Source organism: Devosia sp. CAU 1758, assembly GCF_054482695.1.
The window spans coordinates 754060-765867 of sequence record NZ_JBTLRJ010000002.1; the positions used below are offsets into that span (position 1 = coordinate 754060).

General features: G+C 62.3%; 13 protein-coding genes and 1 riboswitch. Of the genes, 6 read left to right on the forward strand and 7 right to left on the reverse strand.

Annotation, left to right across the window (positions count from 1 at the left end; all coding sequences use genetic code 11):
- Nucleotides 1-168: 168 nt before the first annotated feature.
- Genes ACXYMS_RS09715 through ACXYMS_RS09725 form a run of 3 tightly spaced genes read left to right on the forward strand, consistent with a single transcriptional unit; the run spans nucleotide 169 to nucleotide 1895 of the window.
- A complete protein-coding gene (locus ACXYMS_RS09715) occupies nucleotides 169-744 on the forward strand; it encodes a hypothetical protein (protein ID WP_458905799.1) in 576 nt (191 codons plus the stop codon).
- 1 nt (nucleotide 745) lies between these two features.
- A complete protein-coding gene (locus ACXYMS_RS09720; RefSeq protein ID WP_458905951.1) occupies nucleotides 746-970 on the forward strand; it encodes a helix-turn-helix domain-containing protein in 225 nt (74 codons plus the stop codon).
- A 25-nt stretch (nucleotides 971-995) separates the two neighbouring features.
- Nucleotides 996-1895: an alpha/beta hydrolase family protein gene (locus ACXYMS_RS09725; RefSeq protein ID WP_458905801.1), complete on the forward strand. Its 900-nt coding sequence runs from the start codon at nucleotides 996-998 to the stop codon at nucleotides 1893-1895.
- Between the two features lie 3 nt (nucleotides 1896-1898).
- Here the strand turns inward: ACXYMS_RS09725 and ACXYMS_RS09730 are convergent, their stop codons facing one another.
- A complete protein-coding gene (locus ACXYMS_RS09730) occupies nucleotides 1899-3542 on the reverse strand; it encodes a lysine--tRNA ligase (RefSeq protein ID WP_458905803.1) in 1644 nt (547 codons plus the stop codon).
- Between the two features lie 143 nt (nucleotides 3543-3685).
- Between ACXYMS_RS09730 and ACXYMS_RS09735 the strand changes: the two genes are divergently transcribed.
- On the forward strand, nucleotides 3686-4096 hold the full coding sequence (locus ACXYMS_RS09735) for a tellurite resistance TerB family protein (RefSeq protein ID WP_458905805.1): 411 nt from the start codon (nucleotides 3686-3688) through the stop codon (nucleotides 4094-4096).
- Here ACXYMS_RS09735 and ACXYMS_RS09740 read toward each other — a convergent pair.
- Entirely contained in the window at nucleotides 4093-4692 is a 600-nt protein-coding gene (locus ACXYMS_RS09740; RefSeq protein WP_458905807.1) for a TetR/AcrR family transcriptional regulator, read from the reverse strand. The genes ACXYMS_RS09735 and ACXYMS_RS09740 overlap by 4 nt on opposite strands.
- Nucleotides 4693-4770: 78 nt before the next feature.
- Between ACXYMS_RS09740 and ACXYMS_RS09745 the strand changes: the two genes are divergently transcribed.
- Nucleotides 4771-5394 (forward strand): DUF2306 domain-containing protein, encoded by a 624-nt coding sequence (locus ACXYMS_RS09745; protein WP_458905809.1) that lies wholly within the window; start codon nucleotides 4771-4773, stop codon nucleotides 5392-5394.
- Here the strand turns inward: ACXYMS_RS09745 and ACXYMS_RS09750 are convergent.
- Together ACXYMS_RS09750 and ACXYMS_RS09755 are read right to left on the reverse strand one after the other, a co-directional pair.
- The gene (locus ACXYMS_RS09750; protein ID WP_458905811.1) at nucleotides 5391-6209 is read right to left on the reverse strand and encodes a transporter substrate-binding domain-containing protein; all 819 of its coding nucleotides are present in this window, start codon (nucleotides 6207-6209) and stop codon (nucleotides 5391-5393) included. The genes ACXYMS_RS09745 and ACXYMS_RS09750 overlap by 4 nt on opposite strands.
- A gap of 64 nt (nucleotides 6210-6273) precedes the next feature.
- Nucleotides 6274-7482: an aminotransferase class I/II-fold pyridoxal phosphate-dependent enzyme gene (locus ACXYMS_RS09755; protein ID WP_458905813.1), complete on the reverse strand. Its 1209-nt coding sequence runs from the start codon at nucleotides 7480-7482 to the stop codon at nucleotides 6274-6276.
- A gap of 40 nt (nucleotides 7483-7522) precedes the next feature.
- Nucleotides 7523-7598, reverse strand: a riboswitch (SAM riboswitch).
- A 77-nt stretch (nucleotides 7599-7675) separates the two neighbouring features.
- Between ACXYMS_RS09755 and ACXYMS_RS09760 the strand changes: the two genes are divergently transcribed.
- Nucleotides 7676-8782, forward strand: coding sequence for a 2'-deoxycytidine 5'-triphosphate deaminase (locus ACXYMS_RS09760; RefSeq protein WP_458905815.1), 1107 nt, complete (start codon nucleotides 7676-7678; stop codon nucleotides 8780-8782).
- A 68-nt stretch (nucleotides 8783-8850) separates the two neighbouring features.
- On the opposite strand, the gene ACXYMS_RS09765 is transcribed toward ACXYMS_RS09760, so the two are convergent.
- The 3 genes from ACXYMS_RS09765 to ACXYMS_RS09775 all read right to left on the reverse strand — a co-directional run bounded on the left by ACXYMS_RS09765 (nucleotide 8851) and on the right by ACXYMS_RS09775 (nucleotide 11788).
- Nucleotides 8851-9630, reverse strand: a complete 780-nt coding sequence (locus tag ACXYMS_RS09765) for an ATP-binding cassette domain-containing protein (RefSeq protein WP_458905817.1) — start codon at nucleotides 9628-9630, stop codon at nucleotides 8851-8853.
- A complete protein-coding gene (locus tag ACXYMS_RS09770; protein WP_458905819.1) occupies nucleotides 9630-10688 on the reverse strand; it encodes an ABC transporter permease in 1059 nt (352 codons plus the stop codon). Before ACXYMS_RS09770 ends, ACXYMS_RS09765 begins: the two co-directional genes overlap by 1 nt.
- A 74-nt stretch (nucleotides 10689-10762) precedes the next feature.
- Nucleotides 10763-11788 carry a substrate-binding domain-containing protein gene (locus tag ACXYMS_RS09775; protein WP_458905820.1) on the reverse strand — a complete coding sequence of 342 codons (1026 nt, stop codon included), beginning with the start codon at nucleotides 11786-11788 and terminating at the stop codon, nucleotides 10763-10765.
- Between the last annotated feature and the right edge of the window lie 20 nt (nucleotides 11789-11808).

The window sequence follows — 11808 nt, forward strand, 5'->3', positions numbered from 1 at the left end:
GCGGCGGCCGTGTGGTGGTCAGGAATTCAATGGCGAGGTAGTGGCTAGCAACCGGCCGAAGAAAAAACTATGATTATCGTCTCTCAATAATTTTTTTGCCTAACGCTCGTTTTATTATTGTTTCACGATAATTTTTGTGGCAAGCCATATCCCATATGGAGACACCCAATGATGATTATCCCATCAGCAAGCCACAATGATCGCCAACGCATAAATGTTACGCCGCGGATGGCATTGCTTTTCAATGCCCTGGCGCTCGGAAGCGTGACATTGGCCAGTTTATTGCCGCTCATGGCGGTGGTTCATTGGCTCTCGATTGATGCTGACGAGGTTCGAAGCGCGACCGGGCTGGCAAGCGGCCTCCTGCCCAACATCAGCATGGGGCAGCGCATTGCGGCTGCAGGTCTGGCACTGGTCGCCTCGCTGCCGCTTGCCTGGGCATTGGCACGGCTGAAATCCTGTCTCAACAGTTTTGCTGCTGGTCGCCCGTTTGCGCCGGCGGGAATAGCGGGCCTGCGTGACTTCGCATTTGGCAGCATGCTGGCAGCACTGGCACAATTGTTCAGCCACACAGCCGTGGCGCTTGTGCTGACCTGGAATGCAGCACCCGGCCACAGGCAATTGGTGGTGCAAATCAACAGTGAGCTATTGCTGCTCGCCTTGTTCGCAGGCGTCATAGCCGCGTTGACCTGGGCACTCGAGAGGGCCGCCGAGGTCCTCGATGAAAACAACCAGTTCGTCTAGCATGCCGATCAAGGTCAATCTTGCCGTGGTGCTGGCGCAACGCAGCGTCAAATCCAAGGATCTGGCACAAGCGATCGGCATCACAGAAGCCAATCTCAGCCTGCTCAAGCAGGGCAAGGTGAAGGGCATGCGCTTCGAGACACTCGACGCCATCTGCCGCTACCTTGAGTGCCAGCCCGGTGACCTCTTGTCCTTCCACCCAGGCTCCGACGAGCCGTCGAACTAAATCCCCACATATTCTGGAGACTATGATGCGGCACCTCACCGGCCCGATCATCACGGCCCTTGCATGCCTGCCCGCCTTCGCTGCGGCAGAACCCCACACGCTGGCCCGCGCCGATGGCACCCTGATCCATTACACGATCGATCGTCCCGACGGCGACGCGGCCGGCCTCGTCCTTATTGCCCAGGGCTCGGGTTGCCTGCCTGGCGCTACCAATCCTGCCCTTGCAACGGTCCGCGCTGCGTTCCCGCTGCATGCGGCGCTGATCGTCGAAAAAATCGGCGTCACTCCCGACTCCAACATCGTCGATGGCAGCATCGATTGCCCGGCGGCCTTCCTCGAAAGCTACACGGCAAGCCAGCGCGTTGAGGACTATCTTGCGGTGGTCGAGCATCTGGAGCCCGATGCAAGCCTCCGCTTCGACCGGCTGGTGCTCTATGGCGGCTCGGAGGGCGGATTGGCGGTCGCCAGGCTGGCAACGCAGTTGAACCCAGCTGCGACAATCATCATGTCCTCCGGCACCGGCCTTACGCTGGCGGACCTTATCAAGACCACTGTTCCGCCCGAAGGCCATGCCATGCTTGAAGCCGGATTTGCAGCTGCGCGGGCCGCACCCGACAGCAGCGAAATATTTGCTGGATCCTCTTACAAATTCTGGGCCGACATCATCGACCAGCGCCCCTTGGACTACATGCTTGAAAGCAGGGGAGCTCTCTTGCTGATACAGGGCGGCCGTGACCTTTCGAACCCGGCTGCCGCGGCCCGGACCACCGTCGACGCCTTTTCCGAAGCAGGCGACTGCCGATTGACCTATTGGGAATTCCCAACGCTGGACCATGGCATGCTCATGCCCAGTCGCGCATCGCGGTTAGCCGTGATCGCAAAGCGGGCAGCGGAATGGACTAGAAACCCGATGCCAGCCTGCTAGCGCCTAGGCGGCAAGCCTGCCGGCCAGTGCATCAGCAATGAGCCGGCGTGTATTGTCGATCCCATAGAGTGCGGCAAAGGAGCCGAAGCGGGGACCGCGTTCCTGGCCGATCAGCACCTGGTAGAGCATCTGGAAGAAGTCGCCGGATACGCCGGGGCCGCCATTGGGACCGGTGCGCGAATGGTCCTGATAGCGCTCGATGCCGCGCGCCACGTCGAGCGCCGCATTCTGGATGGTTTCATTGTCCGCATCGGCCGGCAGGGTGGCAAAAGCGGCCGACAGAGCCTCGAGCGCGGCCCGTTCAACTTCATCGGGGGCACGATAGGATTTCTGCACGAAATCGCGGAAGTAGCGCATGGCATAGCCGACCAGCGTGTCCAGATGCGGATGCGTGCTCGCCGAGACGCCCGGCGCGTAGGCCGAGATATAGCCCCACATGACTTCGGGCGTTTCCGGGTTGGAGGCCGTGGCCAGGTTCAGCAGCAGGCCAAAGGTGACGGGCATGTCGACCTTGGGCACATTGCCATAGTGGACATGGAAGGCCGGGTTTTCGAGGCGCTGGGCGGCATCCTGGCGCTCATAGGCGGCGACGAAATTGAAATACTCGTCCACGGCGCGCGGGATGACATCGAAATGCAGGCGCTTGGCGACGCGCGGCTTCTGGAACATGTAGAGGCCAAGGCTCTCGGTCTGTGCATAGGTCAGCCATTCGTCGATGGTCAGGCCATTGCCCTTGGACTTGGAGATCTTCTGGCCCTCGGCGTCGAGAAACAGCTCGAACACATAATGCTCGGGCGGGGTGCCGCCGAGAATGGTGCAGATCTTGTCGTAGATGTGCTGGTTGGTCTGGTGATCCTTGCCGAACATCTCGAAATCGACGTCGAGCGCGGCCCAGCGCATACCGAAATCGGGCTTCCACTGCATCTTCACATGCCCGCCGGTAATGGGCAGGGTGGTGTCGCTCCCGTCTTCATCAGCGAAGGTAACGGTGCCGTCGGCGGCGTTCACCTCCTTCATCGGCACATAGAGCACGCGACCCGAAATCGGCGAGATCGGCAGGAAGGGCGAATATGTTGCCTGGCGCTCGGCACCGAGCGTGGGCAACATGACCTTCATGATGTCGTCATAGCGCTCGGCGGCGCGCAGCAGCACGGCATCGAACCGGCCGGACCTGTAATAGTCGGTGGCGCTGGCGAATTCATAATCAAAGCCAAAGGTGTCAAGGAAGCGGCGCAGCATGGCGTTGTTGTGGTCGCCAAAGCTCGCATATTCATTAGTCCAAGGGTCCGGCACCGATGTCAGCGGCTTTTGCAGATGAATCTCCATCGCCTCCTTGGAGGGCACGGTGTCGGGGATCTTGCGCATGCCGTCGAGATCGTCGGAAAAGCAGATCAGCCGTGTCGGCACCTGGTCGCGTGTCAGCAGGCGGAAAGCCGTGCGCACCATGGTGGTACGGGCTACTTCGCCGAAGGTGCCGATATGAGGCAGGCCCGACGGTCCATAGCCGGTCTCGAACACGGCCTCGCCCTTGCCCGACTTTTCCAGCCGTTTGACGATCTTGCGCGCTTCTTCAAAAGGCCAGGCGCGCGCGGTCTGCGCGGGCTCGAAAAAGGACGGGTCAAGAACGGGCAAGGCGGCGGGCGACACTGGGGCAAAGCCTCTTGGAAAAGACGGGATGAGACGAAGCCCGGTCAATGCACCGGAACCGAACGAACGTCAATGTCGCAGGTGGTTGCGAAGGCGGATGCAAGCACCTAGTTCTTGAACAGTCCGCAATCGGGAACCGCCTTATGACCAGTGCTCATGACGCCCTTATCCATCTGATGATCGTTGCCGCCTCGTCCGACAGCGCCATGAGCGAAAAGGAACTGACCCGGATTACCGCCCTGATCGGCAGGTTGCCGGTGTTCGAGGGGTTCGACATGGACCGGCTCGAAGCGGTGGCCAATGAATGCGCCGACATCCTGAACGGGCCCGTGGGGCTGGACAGGGTGATCGAACAGGCGGTGGCCGCCCTGCCCGTCAAGCTGCAGGACACGGCCTATGCGCTGGCCGTGGAAGTGACGGCAGTCGACCTGCATCTCGAGCAGGAAGAACTGCGTTTCCTAGAAATGCTGCGCGACCATCTGAGTCTTGACCGGTTGACCACGGCAGCCATCGAAGTAGCGGCGCGGGCCCGGCACCGGCGGATGCCGAGCTAGGTCTGCAATTCCAGCCTTCGAAGCAGGCTGAGCAGTTCCTTGACTGAGGCGATGGGCCGGTTTCGACCCAATTTGCCGACGAGGACCAGCGTGGCATAGCCATGGATGAGGCTCCAGACCTGGGTTTCAATGATCCCCGGCTCTTCTCCCTCGGGCACAAAGGGGGCGCAGGCCTCGGCCAGGACGGCATAGGCGCGGGAACCGGCCAGCCGCAATTCCTCACCCGACCCGGCCAGGGCCCAGATCTGGCGGAACATCAGATCGTAGAGCGCGGGATTGGTGCGGGCGAAATCGAAATAGGCAAGGCAGATGGCTTCGAGCCGCGCCCGCGGCTCGTTCGGGCCCGCCGCCGCCTGAGCCTCCATCGCGTCGGCAAATTTTGTGTAGCCACGCGCTGCAATGGCGTCGAGCAGGCCCGGCAATCCCTGAAAATGGTGGGCAGGCGCGGCATGGGACACCCCGGCCAGGGCCGCACATTTGCGCAGCGTCATGCCAGCCGTGCCTTCCCGGGCGAGCAGGGTCAGGCCGGCATTGATCAGGCCTTCGCGCAGATCGCCATGGGCGTGCGACTTTTGCTTATCAAGGATGCGGTTCATGCCGCCACTAAGCAATGTAGCTTGACAGTGTCAAGGAAAACTGGCTTTACAGTGTCAAGCTAAACGGGAGGCTTGGCGATGATCGCGACGGGACTGGGGTGGGGGCGCAACGCGCTGCTGTGGATATTATGCCTGGGGGTGGCGCTAGTGTCGTGGCGCTTCATGGCCGGCGGGGTCGAGGCGACAATGGCATTCGTGGCCTATCATGCCCAATTCCGGCCCGTCGCCTTCTTTGCCCATGTGGTTTTGGCGCCGGTGGCGCTGGCGCTGGTGCCGTTCCAGTTGTGGCAGGGCCTGCGCAATCGCCGCCCGATGATCCATCGGGTGATTGGTCGCATCTATGGCGCAGCCGTGCTGCTCTCCGGCGCAGGCGGATTGTGGTTGGCGATCAATACCGAGGCGGGACCTATGGCCGCCTGGGGTTTCGGGCTATTGGCCGCCGCCTGGCTGGGCACGACTGGATGGGGCATTGCCCTGGCCATGCGCGGCGACCGCGTGGCGCATCGGCGCTGGATGGTCCGCTCTATTGCCCTGACGCTGTCAGCGGTGACGCTGCGCATCTATCTGGGCATGACGTTCGGCTTCGGGCTGGACTTCGACACGGCCTATCCGGCCATTGCGTGGCTCTGCTGGGTGCCTAACCTGATCGTGGCGGAACTGGTGCTGCGCTGGCCGCAGCCGCGCCTGATGCCTGCGGTCTAGTAAAATCCCACTGGGAACCAGCGCAGGTAAAGCTCGTCCAGTGCGCCATTGTCCTTGAGACGGACCAGGGCCCAGTCGATGGCGTGCCGCACCGGGTCGTGCCCAGCCGGCACGGCGATGGTGAAGCCCTCCCCAAACAGATGCGGCCGGAAATAGGCCTCGCCGGCAAAGCCGCAACAACCAAGGTTCTCGTTGATCCAGAAGGAGGCGCGCATGGCATCGCCGAACCAGGCTTCGACCTCGCCATCCCTGAGGGCTTCGAGCGCGGCGATCTCGCTATCAAAGCCGACCTGCTCGACCTCGGGCAGATAGCGGGTGAGGAAGGCCTCATGCGCGCTGCCAGCGCGCACCGCAACCGGCTCACCGGCAAGGCTCTCCGGGCGAAACCCCTCCACCGCATCCGCCAGGGTGACAAACCGCCCGGGCAGCGCCAGATAGGTGGAAGAATAGTCGAACAGAGCGCCATTTGCTTCCGTCATCGCCAGCCCGGCGATCAGGGCGTCGCCCTGACTGTCACTGAGGGCATTGGCCGCTTGGTCCCAGGGCCAGGCCTGCATGGTACAGGCGACATTGACCTCGGCACAGATGCGCTTGGCCAGATCGATATTGAAGCCGACCAGTTCACCGGTCTGATCCCGGAAGTTGAAGGGCGGAAAATCTGCCGTGGTGAGAAATCGGATAGCCGGGATCGGGGTGAGGCTAGGCAGCATTTCCCGGGCGTCCGGATCGGCATGATAGGGCAGAGGCTGGGCAAGCGCGGGGGCGGCGAGGAAGACGCATGCGACAATCACCGCATAGTGCTTGTGTCCGAGCATCCCGAAACCCCTCATCCGGCCTTCGGCCACCTTCTCCCACAGGCGGAGAAGGGAAGCCAGAGCGCTAAACCTGATCCAGCCCATACATCAGGTCGGCGATCAGATCGTCGGCATCCTCGAGGCCAATGGAGAGCCGCAGCAGGCCGGGGGTGACGCCAGTTTCGAGCCGCACCTCCTCGGTCAAGCGCGCGTGGGTCGTGGTGCGCGGATGGGTGATCAATGACTTAGCATCGCCCAGATTGTTGGAGATGAGGACTACCGCGAGATTGTCCGAAAGGGCGAAGGCGCCTTCCTGGCCATTCTTGACGTCAATGGCGAGGAGGGTCGAGCCCCGCTTCATCTGGCGCTTGGCCAGGTCGTATTGCGGGTGGCTTTCATGGTGCGGATAGATGATCCGATTGACCTTGGGGTGGCCGGCAAGCGCCGTCGCGACCTTTTCGGCGCTATTGGTCATCTGTTCGACGCGCAGGGCGAAGGATTCCAAGCCTTTGGTGAGCACCCAGGCATTGAAGGGCGACAGTGTCGGCCCGGTATGGCGCAGGAAGGTGTGGATGTCGCCCTCGATGAGCGCCTTCGAGCCCAGGACGATGCCGCCCATCACCCGGCCCTGGCCGTCGATATGCTTGGTGGCCGAATAGGTCACGAGATCGGCGCCCATTTCCAGCGGCTTCTGGTAGAGCGCGGTGGCAAAGACATTGTCGACGATGAGCTTTGCGCCATGGGCATGGGCGATTTCGGCGACAGCCGCGATATCGACCAGTTCCAGCGTCGGATTGGTCGGCGTCTCGATGAAGACCACCTTGGTATTGGGCCGCATAGCGGCGGCGAAACTGGCCGTGTCGGTGCCATCGACCAGGGTCGAGGCAACGCCGAAGCGCGGCGCGAAATCTTCCACGACATAGCGACAGCCGCCGAACAGCGCCTGGGAGGCAACGATATGGTCCCCTGCCCGCACCTGGCTCATCACCGCATTGGTGACCGCTGCCATGCCGGTGGCAAAGCAGCGTGCCGCCTCGGCGCCCTCGATCAGCGCCATGCGGTCCTGGAACATGTCGTAATTGGGATTGGCGAAGCGCGAATAATTGTGTCCGCCGGGGACCTTGCCCTGAAACAGCAGTTCGGCGTGTTCGGAGGAGGGATAAGCATAGCCGGAATTGAGAAACAGCGCTTCGCTGGTCTCGAGGAAATCCGAGCGCTTGCCCCCGCCATGGACCATCTGGGTGGCCGCCGAGAGCTTTTTCGGATCGGCAAGAGGGTTGTTCTTCCTGGACATGGTCTGCGCCTTCAAACAAAAAACCGGCACGCAAATGGCGGCCGGTTCCACAACGGTCTTTAGCTATATGTTTAAAGTGGCTGCAAGCGACCGGCCAAATCACCACTGGGCTGTGATCTAAGTCCAATTGCCGGTTGGCGTCAATTGCTGGCGTTGATAGGGATATGCGGTCTTTACGCTGGGTGGGCATGATATGGTTGAGGTTTGGCCCAAGGGCGTCTTTCCGGCGCGGCTGATCGAGACACTGCATGACGAGGGCGCCATCATCGCGTCCCGGCCCTTCGACGCCGACCAGGTCCAGCCAGCGAGCCTCGACCTCAGGCTGGGCAGGACCGCCTTTCGCGTCCGCTCGAGTTTCCTGCCCGGCCCGTCCCATTCGGTGGCCGAGCGCATCGAGGCGCTGAAGCTGCATGAAATCGACCTGGCGCAGGGCGCGGTGCTGGAGCGCGGCTGCGTCTATCTCGTGCCGCTCGAAGAAAGCCTTGCCCTGCCCCCCACGGTCAGTGCCTCAGCCAATCCGAAAAGCTCGACCGGGCGGCTGGACGTCTTCACCCGGGTCATTGGCGACCGGGCGCGTGGCTTTGACCAGCTGCCCGCCGGCTATAATGGCCCGCTCTATCTCGAAATCAGCCCGCGCACTTTCCCGGTTTTGGTGCGCACCGGTTCGCGCCTCAGCCAGATGCGGTTCCGCAGTGGCGACAGCCGGCTTTCGGTAGCGCAGCATCAGGCGCTGCACGCTTCGGACACACTGGTCATCGGTGGCGACCAGCCGGTGGGCGAAGGCATTGCGCTCTCGATCGACCTGTTGGGGCAGGGTCGCAATGGGTTGATCGGTTTCCGCTCCAAGCGGCACACCGCCGTGATCGACGTGGACAAGAAGGCCGCGCTCGACGTGCTCGATTTCTGGGAACCGCTCTATGCGCGGGGGCGAAGCGAACTAATCCTCGACCCGGATGAATTCTATATTCTGGTGAGCCTCGAGGCGGTGCATGTACCGCCCAGCCATGCTGCCGAAATGGTGCCCTTCGATCCGCTGGTGGGTGAATTCCGGGTGCATTATGCGGGGTTCTTCGATCCCGGTTTCGGCCATTCACCGGCGGGAGGCACGGGCAGCCGAGCGGTGCTGGAAGTCAGGAGCCGCGAAGTGCCTTTCCTGCTCGGGCATGGGCAGATCATCGGGCGGCTGATCTATGAGGAACTGGCCGAAAAGCCGGAGCGGCTCTATGGCACAGACCTCGGGTCGAACTACCAGGCTCAGACGCTCAAGCTGTCCAAGCATTTCAAGGCGTTTGAAGGCTGAAGCCGGCACATCCGATGGACATGCCGGCTCCGGGAGGACCCGACGGAGAACCCTAGTCGGGTTGAACGCTACGCCGCGCTGGCTACGGCACCCGGCGCCGTCTTGGCGCCGGTCATGAAGGCCACCGCATCGGACATGGTGTAGTCCTTGGGGTCGATGACGCAGAGGCGTCGGCCCAGACGGTGTACATGGATGCGGTCGGCCACTTCGAAGACATGGGGCATGTTGTGGCTGATCAGGATGATCGGGATGCCGCGCGCCCGCACGTCCAGGATGAGATCGAGCACGCGGCGGGATTCCTTGACGCCCAGCGCGGCGGTGGGTTCATCGAGAATGATGACCCTCGAGCCAAAGGCGGCGGCGCGCGCCACGGCCACGCCCTGGCGCTGCCCGCCCGAGAGGGTTTCCACCGCCTGGTTGATGTTCTGGATGGTCATCAGACCCAGGTCGGACAGTTTCTGGCGCGCGATGCGCTCCATGGCCGGGCGATCGAGCTGGCGCATGACCTTGCCCATGAAGCCCGGCTTGCGGATCTCGCGGCCCATGAACATGTTGTCGGCAATGGAGAGGGCCGGCGACATGGCCAGGGTCTGGTAGACCGTTTCCACCCCCGCATTGCGGGCGTCGATGGGCGAAGAAAAGGCGACTTTCTGCCCATCGAGAAAGATGTCGCCGCTGTCCACCTTGATGGCGCCCGAGAGGGCCTTGATGAGCGAGGACTTGCCGGCGCCATTGTCGCCGATAACGGCGAGGATTTCGCCGGGCATGAGATCGAAGTCACAATTGTCGAGCGCCGTGACCCGGCCATAGCGCTTGTCGAGATTGCGGGCGGAAAGAATGGGTTCCATCAGGCAGAGACCTTTCTGATCCACTGGTCCACAGCCACGGCGCCGATGATGAGCGCGCCGATGAGCAGGTAAGTCCATTGTGCGTCGGCGCCGAGCAGGCGCAGGCCGAGCGAAAAAACACCCACGATCAGCGCGCCGAAGAACATGCCCAGGATCGAGCCGCGGCCGCCAAACAGCGAGATGCCGCCGATCACTACGGCAGTGATGCTTTCGATATTGGCCGACTGCCCGGAGGTGGGTGACACCGAGCCGATGCGGCCGATGAGAACCCAGCCGGCAAAGGCGCAGATGAGACCGGACAGCGCATAAACCGAGATGAGAATGCGTTTGGTGTTGACGCCAGAGAGCTCGGCCGCCTCGGGGTCATCGCCTACGGCATAGACGTGACGGCCCCAGGCAGTGTGGCGCAACACATAGGCCAATAGCAGCACCAGGAGGATGAAGAAGATCACCCCATAGGTGAACACCGCGCCGCCAAACGAGAAGGATTGGCCGAAGAATTGCAGCAGGGGCGCATTGGCCTCGATGTCCTGGGCGCGGATGGTTTCATTGCCCGAATAGAGAAAGTTGGACGCCAGGGCGATCTGCCACATGCCCAAGGTGACGATGAACGGGGGCAGCTTGATACGGGCAATCAGCCAGCCATTGATGAAGCCGATGAAGGTCCCGATGGCCAGCCCACAGGCCACCGCCACTGCGGGCGGCAAGCCTAGCCGGAAGGTGAACTGGCCCATAATCACCGAACTCAGCACCATGATGGCGCCGACCGAGAGATCAATGCCCGCGGTCAGGATGACCAGAGACTGGGCCGCGCCCACAATGCCGACAATGGCGACCTGCTGAAGGATCAGGGTCAGGGCAAAGGACGAGAAGAACTTGGTGCCGAGCAGGGCACCAAAGACCAGAATGGAGACGACCAGGACGATCAGCGGCACCAGCGCCGGATTGGAATGCAGCGCATGCTGGATACGCGAAAGCAAGGTGTGCTGATGTTCGAAGCTGGCTATGGCCTCGGCGCGGGCGACGGGACCCGTCTCGGCCTCGGTGTGGTTCGACATGGGTGTCCTCCAAGGTTCCCAATCGACGGCAGGGCCAGACTGACCCTACCGCCGTTCTTGTGCAAGCTCGAGGATCAGCCCCAGCAGAGCGCTTCGCCTTCGGTGGTGTCGATGGATTCAACGCCGTCCACAGGTTCATCGGTCACCAGCCTGACGCCGGTATCGAAGAAATCCTTGCCTTCGGAGGGCTCGGGCTTCACGCCGCTATCAGCCCAGGCCTTGATGGCCTCGACGCCGAGAGCCGCCATCTGCAAGGGATATTGCTGGGAGGTTGCGCCGATGACGCCATCACGCACGTTGGCAACGCCCGGGCAGCCGCCATCGACCGAGACGATCAGAACATCGTTCTCGCGGCCAAAGGACTTGAGTGCCTCATAGGCGCCAGCGGCTGAGGGCTCGTTAATCGTGTGGACCACATTGATCATGGGGTCCTTGATCAAGAGGTTTTCCATGGCCTCGCGGCCACCCTCTTCATTGCCGGCCGTCACATCATGGCCAACGATACGCGGATCGGTTTCGTCGCCCCATTTATTGGGATCGGCCAGATCGATGCCGAAGCCCTGAAGGAAGCCCTGATTGCGTAGGACGTCCACGGTAGGCTGGCTAATGCCCAGATTGAGCAGGGCGATCCTGGCATTGGCCGCTTCGGCACCCAGCCTGCCGGCAGCCCATTTGCCGATCAGTTCGCCAGCCAGGAAATTGTCGGTGGCGAAGGTAGCGTCGGCCGCGTCGATGGGGTTGAGCGGGGTGTCGAGCGCTATGACCAAAAGGCCGGCATCGCGCGCCTGCTGGACCGACTGGACAATGGCGGAGGTATCCGAAGCGGTCAGCAGAATACCGCTCGCACCATCAGCGATGCAGGTCTCGATGGCTGCGACCTGGGTTTCGTGATCGCCATCGACGCGGCCCGCGAAGGACTTGAGCGTCACGCCCAGTTCGGCCGCCTTGGCCTCGGCGCCCTCCTTCATCTTGACGAAGAACGGGTTGGTGTCGGTCTTGGTAATGAGACAGGCCGAAACCTCCTGCGCCAGTGCGGCGGGGGTCATGGCCGGGGCCATGGCGGCGAGGCACAGGGCTGTGCCGATAAGCAGCTTGTTCACGTTCTCTCTCCCTTGGCGGA